Raw genomic sequence first — 12,386 nt, 5'->3', positions numbered from 1 at the left:
CGGTATTCACCGGTATGGCTGCACCGCAGGGGATCTCGTCCGAGCAACGAGGTCCCCTGCGGTGCTCTTCCCGGGGGTGGCCAGGCCTGCCTCGGTGTCGGGGCGAGCGACCCGCAGCACGCGAAAGGCCTTGGCACTCGCGTGCCGACTCACCTGCAGGTCGGGCAGCTCGGCGGCGAGCCACCGCTGCAGCGAGTCCGAGCCGAGGTTGCGCTGCACCACGAGATAGGCCTCGCCACCGGGCAACAGCCGCGGCAGCCAGGTCCGCATCAGCTCGTGCAGCACCTGCTTGCCCACCCGGATCGGCGGGTTGGACCAGATCAGGTCGTAGCCCACGTCGGCGGGGACCTCCTCGGCGCGCAGGGCCTGGACGCCGTGGAGTCCCAGGGCGGCGGCGTTGCGGCGGGCGAGGTCCAGGGCGCGCTCGTTGACGTCGACGGCGTGGACGGTCGCGCCGGGGGCCAGGAGCCCCAGCGCCAGGCTCACCGGGCCCCAGCCGCAGCCCAGGTCGAGGAAGGTGCCGGTGGCGGGCGGCGTGGGGGCCTGCGCGAGCAGCACCGCCGTCCCCTTGTCCAGACCGTCGGGGGAGAAGGTGCCCCGAGCGGTCTCCACGTCCACGGTGTGCCCCACGAGGCGGATCCGGATCGAGCGGCGCTCGGCCTCGCCGGCCGGCGCGCTCGACGTGAAGTAGTGCTCCTGCTCGCTCATCGCACGAAGCGTAACCACCTCACGCAGCTCAGCCCAGCAGGCGGCTCGTGCGCCGGGCCGCTCGTCCTGCTTGACCGGTTCGCTCGTCGCACCACGCGCCCGGGAGCCTCAGCGCAGCGGCGAGCAGCTCGGCCTGCTTCTCGCCATACCGGCTGAGCAGCGGATCGGGCACCCGGCCGACGCGGGCGCCGGTGCGGGCGCAGAGGTCGTTGTCGGTGGACTCGGCATGCCGGACGAGGACGAGACGGCGCAGGGTGCCATCCTCGTGCCTTCGCGCGTTCACCCGTGCCCACCCCCCGTGTTCACGCGAGACCCGCACAGTGGCAGGCATGCCCACGGTCTCTCGTCGCTCCCTGCTGACCGGCGCCCTCGGCGGTGCCGGTCTCGTCGCCCTCGGCCAGTCCACCGCCTCCGCCACCGGCGCCCCGGCCCTCCTGCGTCCGCGCGGGGTCCTGCCGAGCGGCGTGCAGTCCGGGGACGTCACCTCCCGATCGGCCATGATCTGGTCGCGCTCGGACCGTCCCGGCCGCATGGTCGTGCGGGTCACCTCCGGTGGCCGACGCGGCTCCTGGCGCGAGGTCGCCGGGCCGTGGGCCACCCCCAAGACCGACCTGACCGCCAAGCTCGAGCTCAAGGGCCTGGCCCCGGGCCGCGACTTCGAGTACCGCGTGCAGTTCGAGGACCTCGACGGTCACCGCGGCGACGTGGGCGTCGGCCACTTCTCGACGGCCCCGGTGCACGACGCGCCGCAGTCCTTCGTGTGGACGGGCGACACGGCCGGCCAGGGCTGGGGCATCAACCCCGACCTCGGCGGCATGGTGGCCTACCGCGCGATGCACCGGCTGCGCCCCGACTTCCTGATCCACTCCGGCGACACCATCTATGCCGACGGACCGATCGCCGAGCGCGTCGTCGAGCCCGACGGCCAGGTGTGGCGCAACGTCGTCACCCCCCCAGGTCGCCAAGGTCGCCGAGACGCTCGACGAGTTCCGCGGGCGCTACCGCTACAACCTCATGGACGCCAACATCCGTGGGATGTATGCCGACGTGCCGGTCATCAGCCAGTGGGACGACCACGAGACCCACAACAACTGGTACCCCGGCCAGGTCCTCGACGACGCGCGGTACACCCAGGAGAAGCGCGTCGACGTCCTCGCCACCCGCGCCCGGCAGGCCTTCTTCGACTTCATGCCGATCGCCGACCGCCACGGCCGGGGCCTGCCCGACCTGGGCCGCGCGCCGCAGATGTACCGCACCGTCGAGCGCGGCTCCCACCTGGACGTCTTCTGCCTGGACATGCGCACCTACCGCCACGCCAACACCCCCGGCCTGGAGACGCACCGCACGGCCTTCCTCGGCACCCGGCAGGTGGAGTGGCTCCTCGACTCGCTGCAGCGCTCGCGGGCGACCTGGAAGGTCGTCGCGGCGGACATGCCGATCGGCATCATCGTCCCGGACGGCAAGAACATCGAGGCGATCGCCAACGGCGAGCAGGGTACGCCGCTGGGTCGCGAACTGGAGCTGGCCTACCTGCTGAGCGAGATCAAGCGTCGCAAGATCCGCAACGTCGTCTGGCTCACCGCGGACGTGCACTACTGCGCGGCGCACTACTACGACCCGGCCAGGGCGAGGTTCACCGACTTCGACGGCTTCTACGAGTTCGTCGCCGGCCCCATCTCGGCGGGCGCCTTCGGCCCCGGCACGATGGACGCGACCTTCGGCCCGCAGGTGCTCTTCCAGGGCGTCCCGCGGTACCAGAACCAGTCGCCCCGGGACCAGAAGGCGATGTTCTTCGGGTATGTCGAGATCGACCGCGCCGGCACCTTCTCGGTGAGCCTGCGCAACGGCCTCGGCGAGACCGTGTGGAGCAAGGACCTGCAGCCCGCACCCTGCTGACCCGTCAGGGGCTCTGCGTCACCCCGGCGCAGGTCTCCCGGGCGGCCTGCGCGCAGCGGGGAGCCACCGCTCTCGGGCGCGGTGGCCGGCACGGGGGACACCTGTGGGGGAGGCGGTCGTGCCGGACGGAGGCCCGACGATCGAGGTCGTGGACGTCCTGCTCGACGGCCGCACGCCGGACGAGCTGCTGGCCCGCCTGCTGGCGGAGAACCCGCGTGACGAGCGGATCGGCGTCAGCCCGCAGGATCTGCTCGCCGCCCTCCGTGGTGAGCCCGCGCAGGACGACGGCCGGGTGGCGATCCGGGAGTGCATCTGCACCTGCGAGGGCTGCGACCCCTTGCGGGTGTGGATCCGGGCCGGCACGGACGAGGTCGTGTGGGACGACCTGACCGAGGGCTGCCTCGACGACCCGGTCCCCGAGATCGCCTTCCGGTTCGACCGGGCCGAGCACGACCGGGCGATCGCCGCGCTCGTCGCCGACCTGGAGGGGTGACCGTCGGGGCCGTGCGGCGGCCGTGCGGCCGGCGGCGCCCGCGTCCGATGCCGACGAGACGTCGCTCCGGCATACGACGGGCGCCGCCGGCGTTGACGCAACAAATGGTTCGCCCGCCCGGGCGGGCGCGTGCGACCCTAGAGGGGATATGACTTCTACTTCACGCTTCGACCTCTTCCGCTCCCGCGCCGAGGCGCTCGCGGACGACCAGGTCGACTCCCCATGGCTCGACGACGAGCAGACGTATGACGGAGAGCAGCTCGACCGCGAGGAGCGCGCAGCCTTGCGCCGCGTCGGTGGGTTGTCCACCGAGCTCGAGGACGTCACCGAGGTCGAGTACCGCCAGCTCCGCCTGGAGCGCGTGGTGCTGGCCGGGGTGTGGACCGAGGGCTCGGCCGAGGACGCGGAGAACTCCATCCGCGAGCTCGCCGCCCTGGCCGAGACCGCCGGCTCGACGGTGCTCGACGGCGTCATCCAGCGCCGGATGCGCCCCGACCCGGGCACCTTCCTCGGGTCCGGGAAGGCCCAGGAGCTCGCCGAGATCGTCCGCGCCGAGGGTGCGGACACGGTGATCTGCGACGGCGAGCTGACCCCGAGCCAGCGCCGCGCGCTGGAGGACGTGGTCAAGGTCAAGGTCATCGACCGGACCGCCCTGATCCTGGACATCTTCGCCCAGCACGCCAAGTCCCGGGAGGGCAAGGCGCAGGTCGAGCTGGCCCAGCTGCAGTACCTCCTCCCGCGCCTGCGCGGCTGGGGCGAGTCGATGTCCCGGCAGGCCGGTGGCCAGGCCGCCGGTGGTGTCGGCATCGGCTCCCGCGGTCCCGGTGAGACCAAGATCGAGCTGGACCGGCGCCGGATCAACACCAAGATCAGCCAGCTCAAGCGCGACATCGTCAAGATGAAGACCGGCCGCGACGCCAAGCGGTCGAGCCGCCGGGCCAACGAGGTGCCCAGCGTCGCGATCGCCGGCTACACCAACGCCGGCAAGTCCTCCCTGCTCAACCGCCTGACCGGCGCGGGCGTCCTCGTCGAGAACCAGCTCTTCGCCACCCTGGACCCGACGGTCCGTCGCGCGCAGACGCCGGACGGGCACCCCTACACGCTGGCTGATACCGTCGGCTTCGTGCGGGCGCTGCCGCACCAGCTGGTCGAGGCCTTCCGCTCCACGCTGGAGGAGGTCGGAGACTCCGACCTGCTGCTCCACGTCGTGGACGGCTCCCACCCCGACCCCGAGGGCCAGATCTCCGCGGTCCGTCAGGTGCTCGCCGAGGTCGGGGGCGACCGGCTCAAGGAGATCGTGGTGGTCAACAAGGCCGACGCGGCCGACCCCGAGACCCTGATGCGGCTGCGCACCAACGAGAAGCACTCGATCGTGGTCTCCGCGCGCACGGGGGCGGGCATCGAGGAGCTGCGGCAGCTGATCGCCGACGAGCTCCCGCAGCCCGAGATCCCGGTCGCGGTGCTGCTGCCCTACGATCGGGGTGACCTGGTCAGCCGCCTCCACGCGGAGGGTGAGATCGAGGCCGAGGAGCACACCGGCGACGGCACCCTCGTCCACGCCCTTGTCCACCCCAAGCTGGCGGGCGAGCTCCAGGCGTATGCCGTGAGCCGCGCCTCCTCCTGACGCCGCCAGGCAGCGGGGCTCACGCGGCCGGTCAGCCCGGCCGCGTGAGCCCCTGCCGGGCGTCGTCCAGGCAGGGGGCCCGCCTGCCCCGCGGCGCCCCGAAGGACCGCAGGCAGGTGCACCGCCGGTCGTCCTTGACCGCGGACGGCAGCCGGGACCACACGAACCGCTCCATCGCGAGGTAGTCCCCGAAGTCCAGCACCGCGCCCGCCAGCATCGGCGCCAGCTCGGCGCTCACGGTCACCCGGGTGCTCTCGGGCCGCTCGGCCAGCGCCGCGAGCGCCTCCTCGGTCCACTCGCGGGCCTCCCAGTCGACGGTGTCCCACACCGACTCCTGCGGCAGCTCGCAGTCGATCGCGCCGCGCGGCTCGTCGGTGGTGAACGTCAACGACCGCGCCCGGCAGCCCTCGCCACCGACATACGCATGCAGGTGCCCGCCCAGGACGGCGATCATCTCCCAGGCCGCGTCGGTGATCTCGAAGGTCACCTCACCTGCGGGGAGGGGGACGCGGGCCGGTCGGGTCATGGGTCGGCATGCTAGTGCCATGACCTCGCGCCTCGTGCCTGCCGCCGCCCCGACCACCGTGCAGACGCGGCGGCTGCGGCTGCGACCACCGACCCTGCAGGACCGGGACTTCCACCACGCGCTGCACGGCGACCCGGCGACGTACGCCCATGCGCCGTGGGCGATCACGACCGATCGGACGGCCCACCTGGTGACCCTGCAGACCTGGGTCGAGGCCTGGCAGGACCTCGGCGTGCACTACTGGCTGGTCGAGGACCGGGAGTCCGGGCGCCCGCTCGGCTTCGCCGGGGTGCGGGTCACGGACGGCGGGAGGGCGAACCTCTACTACCGCCTCGTGCCGCAGGCCCAGGGCACCGGCCTGGGCCGCGAGGCCGCCCGGGCAGCCGTCGCCTGGGCCGCCGAGTGGCTGCCGACCCACCAGGTGCTCGCCGTCGCCCGCGACACCAACGCCGCCTCCCAGCGCACCGCGGAGGCGGCCGGGCTGGTGCGGGGCGAGCCCCACGAGGTCCCCTCCGACCCGCCGGGGGTCGGCCCGTCGCGGGCCTTCTGGCTGCCCCGGACCACCGTCGTGCGCGGCGCGGACCACGCGCCGACCTCCGCGCTGCGGGACGAGATGCTCGACCTGTGGTGCGCCGTCAACGCCGCGGGCGGCTCGGTGGGCTTCACCCGCGACTCACCGCGCCAGCAGGTCGCGGCGCTGCTCGACGACACCCTCGCGGGCACCGACGACGAGGTCCGCACCCTGGCGGTGCTGCGCGACCACGAGGAGCGGTTGCTCGGTTTCGGATGGTGGATCCGCCGGGAGGGCAGGCTCTTCCGGCACACGGCGACGCTCAAGAGATTCATGGTCGACCCCACCTGGCAGGGGCGCAACCTCGGCCGGGTGGCGCTCGCGGGGCTGCACGCGGTGGCCCGGGACCTGCCCGGGGTGGAGACCCTCGACCTCACCTACCGCAGCGGCTCGGGCCTGGGGCACTTCTACACCGCGATGGGGTGGGTCGAGGTGGGCCGGGTCCCCCGTGCCATCCGGGTCGGGGCGCAGGACTACCGTGACAGTGTCTGGATGGTGCGTGGCAACGACGCCCGCGCGGTCATACCCGAAGGATCCCTGTGAGCATCACCGACATCCGCGAGGCACGCGCCGACGAGCTCGCCCTGCTGCCTGCCCTGGACCAGTCCGGGTCGGCCCACTTCCGCCGCGCCGGGATGCACCTGGTCGCCGACATGCCCGCTCCGCCGCCGGAGGCCTACGCCGAGGACCAGGAGGCCGGACGGCTGCTCGTGGCCTGCGACGAGCACGACGAGCCTCTCGGATTCGTCCAGCTCGCCGTGGTCGACGGCGACGCGCACGTCGCCCAGCTGAGCGTCCACCCCCGCCACTCGGGCCAGCGCATCGGCGCCCGGCTGCTCGAGGCGGCCGAGCAGTGGGCCCGCCGCCAGGGCCTGCAGCGGCTCAGCCTGACGACCTACAGCGGCGTCCCGTGGAATGCGCCCTACTACGCGCGTCTCGGCTGGCGCACGCTGCCCGAGGCCGAGTGGGGCAGCGAGCTGCGGGCCGTGCGCGACCACGAGCGCGAGCTCGGGCTGGACGCCTGGCCTCGGGTCGCGATGGTCCGGGAGGTCCCTCCCGGCCGCGGCCGCCCGGTGCTGCGGACCGAGCGGATCGAGCTGCGCCCCATGACGATCGAGCACCTGCCGCTGCTGCACCGGCTGGACTCCGACCCCGAGGTGATGCGCCACCTGCTCGGTCGGGCGCGCACCCCGGAGGAGATCGACGCCTTCTGGGCGCCCCGGTGCACCGAGACCGTCGCCGACGCGGTGGGGCTCGGCTGGTGGGTGGGCTTCGCCGGTGACGACTTCCTCGGCTGGTGGGACCTCGGCCGCAGCGACCACGACCCCTGGGTGACCGTCGATCCCGACTCCGCCGAGATCGGCTGGCGGCTCGAGCGCCGCCACTGGCGGCAGGGGCTCGCGACGGAGGGGGCGCAGGCCCTCCTCCGGCACGGCTTCGAGACCGTGGGCCTGCAGCGGGTGTATGCCGAGACGATGGCCGTGAACGCCGCCTCCCGCGGGGTCATGCGCAAGCTCGGCATGAACCACGTCCGCACCGACGTCCGCGCCTTCGACGACCCGCTGCCTGGCGCCGACCAGGGCGAGGTGGTCTACGAGATCACCGCCGAGCAGTGGCGGGGCAGGTCCGCGACCGGTGCCGGCGCACGAGGCTGCGCACCCACCGTCCCTGAGCGGCCGCGGGCGCTCAGGCCAGGGCGAGCTTGAGCCCGTGGTGGCTGGTCTCGTAACCGAGCCGGTCGTAGAACCGGTGGGCGTCCTCGCGTCGGACGTCCGTGGTGAGCTGGGCCATGGTCGCGCCGTGGTGGCGGCCCCAGCGGTGCGCCCAGTCGAACAGCGCGGTCCCCACCCCGCTGGAGCGCAGGTGGGGTGCCACCCGCACCGCCTCGATCTGCAGCCGGGTGGCCCCCTGGCGGGCCAGGCCGGGCAGCAGGGTGAGCTGCAAGGTGGCGACGATGCGCTCCAGGTCGTCCAGGAGCACGGCCAGCATGTGGGCCGGGTCCGCGTCGATCCGCTCGAAGGCCTCGTAGTAGATCGTCAGGTCCTCGCTCTCGCGGGAGGATCCGACGGTGTCGTCGCGCAAGAGCTCCACGATGGTGGGCACGTCGCGCCGCTGGGCGCGCGCTACGACGTAGAGCTGGTCGTCGACCGCGAGCGTCGCCAGCTGCCGACGCTCCACCGGCGTCACGAAGACGCAGAAGGGGTGCCCCGCCGGGTCGCCGAAGACGTAGAGCGGCTCGTCCTCGGCGTCCGAGCGGTCCATGATCAGGGTCGCGCCGAGCGACTCCGCCCGCCGACGCGCCTCGGTCAGGGAGTCCAGGCAGGGGACGGTCATGTCGATGTGCAGCTGCATCGGGACCTCCGCCGACGGCCAGGTCGTGGGCGTCAGCTCGCAGACCTTCTGGAAGGCGAGAGCCGGTGCGCCCTCCGGGGTCCGCAGGACGAGCCAGTCGGCGTCGTCGGGGCCTCCGTCCATGGGCGGTTCGTCACCAGGGCGGTAGACGAGCCCCAGGAGCTCGCGGTAGAACTCTGCGAGGCCTCGAACATCGGTGGTGTCCAAGGCGGTCTGGCACAGGCGCGGACGCGGTGTCATGGCGCCAACCTAACTGGCTGTCGATCACTCGTCTCGTCATGCGGTCATGTCCTGGGCGTCGAGGAACCCCTCGGGGGGGCCGGTTCGGTCTGGTGGTCGTGCCAATGGCCTGATCAGGCCGCTGACGCCAGCCGCTGGTCCGGTCCGGAGGGGAGCATCGCGTCGAATCGCTCACCTGGACGGCCCCATCAAGTCGTGGACAGGGACCGGGGAGTTCACCCCAGATGGCGCCGCACGTGCTCGGCGACCTCCGCCGCCCAGGGTTCGCGCAGCAGCGTGAAGTGGTCGCCCGCGATCTCGACCTGCTCCCAGGGGCCCGTGAGGTGCGGCGCCCACCGGCTGCGCCGGTCCTTCTCGGGGGTCTGGGCGAGGACGACCAGGGTGGGACCGTGCCAGGGGGTGGGGGTGTAGGAGCGGGCCATGCTGTCCGCGTGCACCGCGAAGCGCCAGGCGTCGGTCGCGCCGGCGCTGTCCTTGAGCGAGGCCCGCAGGACCCGCACGAGAGACCGGACCCGGTCGACCGGGGAGGTGCCCTCGACGGGGGCGGGCTGCAACGCCGGGTCCGGGGGAAGGAGTCCAGGACCACCAGCCGGGACTCCTGCCCGGCGGCATGCAGCTGCTTGCACATCTCGTAGCCGAGGATCCCCCCGAAGGAATGCCCGGCCAGGTGGTAGGGCCCCTCCGGCTGGATCGTCCGCACGGCCTTGACGTAGCGCCGGGCCAGTCCCCGGACGCTCAGCGAGGGGAGCCCTCGGCCCTCGAGGACGGGGTTCTGCAGGGCGTAGGCCGGGCGCCCGTCCAGGCGCAGGGCGATGGGCCGCAGGGCGATCCCGATGCCGCCCGCGCCCGCGACGAAGAAGACAGGTCGCTTGCCGGTCCCGTCGTCCCGCACCAGGGTGATCACGCAGGGGTCCGGCTCGCTGCGCTCCTCGCGGATGGCGGCGGCGAACTCCCCCAGCGTGGGCGCCTGCGCGAGCACGGAGGTCTTGGCGCGGTCCGGGGCGATCCCGAGCTCGGACACCAGGCGGGCCATGAGCGCCTCCGCCGCCAGCGAGTCGCCGCCCAGGCCGAAGAAGTCGGACTCCGGCTCGACGACCACGTCCTGCTCCAGGGCCGCCGCCCACTGCTCGGCGACGAGCTGCTCCCAGCGGGAGGTCCGCTGGGGTCCGGGATCGACGGCGGGCACGGCGGGCAGCTCGGACCGGTCGAGCTTGCCCCGGTCGTTGCGGGGCAGCGCGGCCACGAGCACGAAGGCCTCGGGGACCATGTGCGCGGGCAGGTGGGCGCGCAGCGACTGCCGCCAGGTCGACGCGAGGTGCGGGTCGGGCACGATCGGCTCGTCCTGGGCCAAGGAGGGGTCCTGCGGGACGACGTAGGCAACCAGCCGGGGACGGCCGTCGGTCGGTCGAGGTCGGCTGACGACCACCGACTCGCGGATCGAGTCGATCGTGGACAGGGCGGCGTCCACCTCCCCGGGATCGACGAGGTAGCCGCGGACCTTGACGCTGTGGTCGGAGCGGCCGACGATCTCCAGGATCCCGTCGGCTCGCCGCCGGCCGAGGTCGCTGGTGAGGTAGGTCCGGGTGCCGTCGGGGTTGGTGGTGAAGGCCGCCTCGGTGGCCTCGGGCAGGCCCCAGTAGCCGAGCGCGACGTCCGGCGCGGTGACGCTCAGCCGCCCGACCGCCGGGTCGCCCTCGGGGTCCGGGACCACGGACAGGATGGTCCAGCCGACACCGCGTCCGATGGGGAGCGGCCCGTCCAGCGGCGGGTGGCCGGGGGTGACGACATACTCCGCGATGAGACCGGTCTCGGAGGAGCCGTAGCGGTTGCGGACGAAGCACTCGGCGGGGAGCAGGGGGCGGACCGCCTCGACGTCCCGGCCGTACGACGGCTCCCCGGCGACCGTCAGGTTGCGCAGGGTCCGCAGGTGGGCCGGGTCCGGCTCTGAGGCCACGAAGGCCCGCAGGATGGCCGGGCTGGTGATCATCAGCGTGCACCCGTGCTCGGCGATGAAGGCCGGCAGCGCCGCGATCCCGCGGCTGCGGGTGTCGTAGAGCCGCATCGGCGCCCCCACGAGCAGGCCGTGCACGGTGGTGGTCAGGCCCGCGTGGAAGGCGATCGGCAGGGTGTGCGCGATCGTGTCCTGGGAGGAGTAGCAGTGGGTGGCGACCGAGGAGTTCCAGGCGTCGCGGACGAGCAGGCGGTGGTCGTTGGCGACCGGCTTCGGGGCGCCCGTGGAGCCCGACGTGAAGGCGAGGCAGGCCACGGCCGAGGCCTCGGGCGGGTTCGCCCACAGGACGTCCGGGTCGGTCGGGCCACCCTCGCGCAGCGGCACCGCGACCGCGCCGACCTGGGAGACCAGGGTCTCGTTGTCGGCGTCGACCAGCACCAGGCGTGCACCCGCCCGCTCCACGAGCTGGGCGAGCCGGGGGCCGGGGGTCCGCGGGTCGAGGACCAGCACCGGGTGGCCGGAGGCGATCACGGCGACCAGGGTGGCGACGGCGTCGACGGTGTGACCGCAGCACATGGCGACCGGCTCCTGCCCGCCGAAGGCCTCCGGACCACGCGGGGTCGGCGCGGGGTCCAGGCCGGCGAGCCGGCGGCGCAGCAGGACCAGCGTCCCTGCGGCCCGGCGGGCGAGCTCGGCGTTGCAGAGCTGCTCCTGCTCGTCGGACACGGCCAGCGCGTCCGGTCGGGCGCGCACCACCTGCCGCAGCCGGGGGATCACGCCCTCGGTGATGTCGGCCTCGGCCAGCTCCGTCCACGCGCCACCGTCGGTGGCGGGCGAGTTGTCCTGCACCTGCGTCATCGGCCAGATCCCCCCGGGCCTCAGGCGCCGACGATCGACGCACCTGGGTCATCACGCTACGGGCGCAGGAACGCCCCGTCAGGGGGCTTGCAGGGCGCGCGGTCCGATCGGAGTAGCCGAGCCCGGGGAGTCCTGTTCCGAAAGTCACGGAACCTGACTCTCCGTGATATCCCTCAGTCGCCGAAGTCCATCCGCATCTGCGGGGGCGCATAGGCCGGGTCCACGCCGTCGAACAGGCTGGAGATCGAGGCGCCCGCGTGGATCCGGTCGATGGCCTCGGCGAAGAGCCCGGCCGTGGAGCAGACCTGCAGCCGGGGCCAGTCCTGCGGGGAGGGCACGGTGTCGGTGGTGACCACCTCGGTGACCATCGGGTGGTCCCGCAGCCGCTCCACGGCCTTGCCGGTGAACAGGCCGTGGGTGCAGGCCACGGCCGCGCGCTCGCACCCGGCCTCCTGGAGCCGGGCGAGCAGCTCGACGATGGACCCGCCCGTCGCGATCTCGTCGTCGAGCACGATCGCGGTGCGCCCGGCGACGTCGCCGACGATCATGTCGATGACCACCTTGTCGTCAGCCTTGCGCTGCTTGGAGCCTGCGGCCACGGGCAGTCCGAGGAGCCGGGCGAGCAGCGACGCGGTCTTGGCGTTGCCGAAGTCGGGGGAGACCACCACGTGGTCGGTCAGGTCCCGGCCGCGGAAGTGGTCGGCGAGCAGGCCGGTGGCGGTCAGGTGGTCGACCGGCACGCCGAAGAACCCGTGCACCTGCGGTGCGTGCAGGGTCATCGTCAGCACCCGGTGGGCGCCGGCGGTCTGGATCAGGTCGGCCACCATCCGACCGCCGAAGGAGATGCGGGACGCGTCCTTCTTGTCCGAGCGGGCGTACGCGTAGTGCGGCATCACCGCCGTGACGCTGGCCGCCGAGGCCCCGCGGGCCGCGTCGATCATCAGCAGCAGCTCGAACAGGTGCTCCTGGGTCGGCGGCACCAGTGGCTGGATCAGGTACACGTCCTTCTGCCGGCAGTTCTCGAGCAGCTGCACCTGCAGGCAGTCGTTGCTGAACCGGACGACGTCGACCCCGGAGAGCGGGACCCCCAGCTCGTCGCAGATCCGTCGGGCCAGGGCGGGATGGGCGCTGCCGGAGAAGACGACGATGTCGCGCACGGGTCACCTT

11 protein-coding genes and 1 pseudogene are annotated in these 12,386 nt (G+C 73.2%); 6 read left to right on the top strand and 6 right to left on the bottom strand.

The window, feature by feature from the left end; genetic code table 11:
• Window positions 1–6 precede the first annotated feature (6 nt).
• Both MM438_RS07215 and MM438_RS07210 read right to left on the bottom strand, forming a co-directional pair.
• Entirely contained in the window at window positions 7–708 is a 702-nt protein-coding gene (locus MM438_RS07215) for a class I SAM-dependent methyltransferase (protein WP_241451825.1), read from the bottom strand.
• Between the two features lie 28 nt (window positions 709–736).
• On the bottom strand, window positions 737–991 hold the full coding sequence (locus MM438_RS07210) for a histidine phosphatase family protein (RefSeq protein WP_241451824.1): 255 nt from the start codon (window positions 989–991) through the stop codon (window positions 737–739).
• A 46-nt stretch (window positions 992–1,037) separates the two neighbouring features.
• Between MM438_RS07210 and MM438_RS16705 the strand changes: the two are divergent.
• The 4 genes and pseudogenes from MM438_RS16705 to hflX form a co-directional block, all read left to right on the top strand.
• Window positions 1,038–1,601, top strand: a pseudogene (locus tag MM438_RS16705) (alkaline phosphatase D family protein); the annotation flags it as partial.
• Window positions 1,591–2,604 (top strand): alkaline phosphatase D family protein, encoded by a 1,014-nt coding sequence (locus MM438_RS16700; protein ID WP_338155519.1) that lies wholly within the window; start codon window positions 1,591–1,593, stop codon window positions 2,602–2,604. The pseudogene MM438_RS16705 and the gene MM438_RS16700, both read left to right, overlap by 11 nt.
• 118 nt (window positions 2,605–2,722) lie before the next feature.
• Window positions 2,723–3,097, top strand: a complete 375-nt coding sequence (locus MM438_RS07200) for a hypothetical protein (protein ID WP_241451823.1) — start codon at window positions 2,723–2,725, stop codon at window positions 3,095–3,097.
• A gap of 148 nt (window positions 3,098–3,245) precedes the next feature.
• Entirely contained in the window at window positions 3,246–4,721 is a 1,476-nt protein-coding gene (hflX, locus tag MM438_RS07195; RefSeq protein ID WP_241451822.1) for a GTPase HflX, read from the top strand.
• Between the two features lie 31 nt (window positions 4,722–4,752).
• Here hflX and MM438_RS07190 read toward each other — a convergent pair whose 3' ends face one another.
• Window positions 4,753–5,247, bottom strand: coding sequence for a peptidase (locus MM438_RS07190; protein WP_241451821.1), 495 nt, complete (start codon window positions 5,245–5,247; stop codon window positions 4,753–4,755).
• A gap of 19 nt (window positions 5,248–5,266) precedes the next feature.
• Between MM438_RS07190 and MM438_RS07185 the strand changes: the two genes are divergently transcribed.
• The gene (locus MM438_RS07185; protein ID WP_241451820.1) at window positions 5,267–6,361 is read left to right on the top strand and encodes a GNAT family N-acetyltransferase; all 1,095 of its coding nucleotides are present in this window, start codon (window positions 5,267–5,269) and stop codon (window positions 6,359–6,361) included.
• A complete protein-coding gene (locus tag MM438_RS07180) occupies window positions 6,358–7,524 on the top strand; it encodes a GNAT family N-acetyltransferase (RefSeq protein WP_241451819.1) in 1,167 nt (388 codons plus the stop codon). The genes MM438_RS07185 and MM438_RS07180 overlap by 4 nt, the downstream gene beginning before the upstream one ends.
• Here the strand turns inward: MM438_RS07180 and MM438_RS16920 are convergent.
• The 3 genes from MM438_RS16920 to MM438_RS07160 form a co-directional block, all read right to left on the bottom strand.
• Window positions 7,505–8,410: a GNAT family N-acetyltransferase gene (locus tag MM438_RS16920; protein WP_407568113.1), complete on the bottom strand. Its 906-nt coding sequence runs from the start codon at window positions 8,408–8,410 to the stop codon at window positions 7,505–7,507. The genes MM438_RS07180 and MM438_RS16920 overlap by 20 nt on opposite strands.
• Window positions 8,304–11,219 (bottom strand): AMP-binding protein, encoded by a 2,916-nt coding sequence (locus MM438_RS07165; protein ID WP_241451818.1) that lies wholly within the window; start codon window positions 11,217–11,219, stop codon window positions 8,304–8,306. Before MM438_RS07165 ends, MM438_RS16920 begins: the two co-directional genes overlap by 107 nt.
• Before the next feature lie 173 nt (window positions 11,220–11,392).
• Window positions 11,393–12,376: a ribose-phosphate diphosphokinase gene (locus MM438_RS07160; RefSeq protein WP_241451817.1), complete on the bottom strand. Its 984-nt coding sequence runs from the start codon at window positions 12,374–12,376 to the stop codon at window positions 11,393–11,395.
• Window positions 12,377–12,386 lie beyond the last annotated feature (10 nt).

The sequence above is a fragment of the Arsenicicoccus dermatophilus genome (assembly GCF_022568795.1).
GTDB classification, from domain to species: Bacteria; Actinomycetota; Actinomycetes; order Actinomycetales; family Dermatophilaceae; genus Arsenicicoccus; species Arsenicicoccus dermatophilus.
The sequence above is the reverse complement of the archived record's forward strand: the minus strand, read 5'-3'. Positions and strand labels throughout refer to the sequence as shown.

Coding starts and splice junctions, on each gene's coding strand:
- MM438_RS07165 (WP_241451818.1), bottom strand. CDS start 11,219: ATGACGCAGGTGCAGGACAACTCGCCCGCCACCGACGGTGGCGCGTGG.
- MM438_RS16700 (WP_338155519.1), top strand. CDS start 1,591: ATGCCGACGGACCGATCGCCGAGCGCGTCGTCGAGCCCGACGGCCAGG.
- MM438_RS07215 (WP_241451825.1), bottom strand. CDS start 708: ATGAGCGAGCAGGAGCACTACTTCACGTCGAGCGCGCCGGCCGGCGAG.
- MM438_RS16920 (WP_407568113.1), bottom strand. CDS start 8,410: ATGACACCGCGTCCGCGCCTGTGCCAGACCGCCTTGGACACCACCGAT.
- MM438_RS07185 (WP_241451820.1), top strand. CDS start 5,267: ATGACCTCGCGCCTCGTGCCTGCCGCCGCCCCGACCACCGTGCAGACG.
- MM438_RS07190 (WP_241451821.1), bottom strand. CDS start 5,247: ATGACCCGACCGGCCCGCGTCCCCCTCCCCGCAGGTGAGGTGACCTTC.
- hflX (WP_241451822.1), top strand. CDS start 3,246: ATGACTTCTACTTCACGCTTCGACCTCTTCCGCTCCCGCGCCGAGGCG.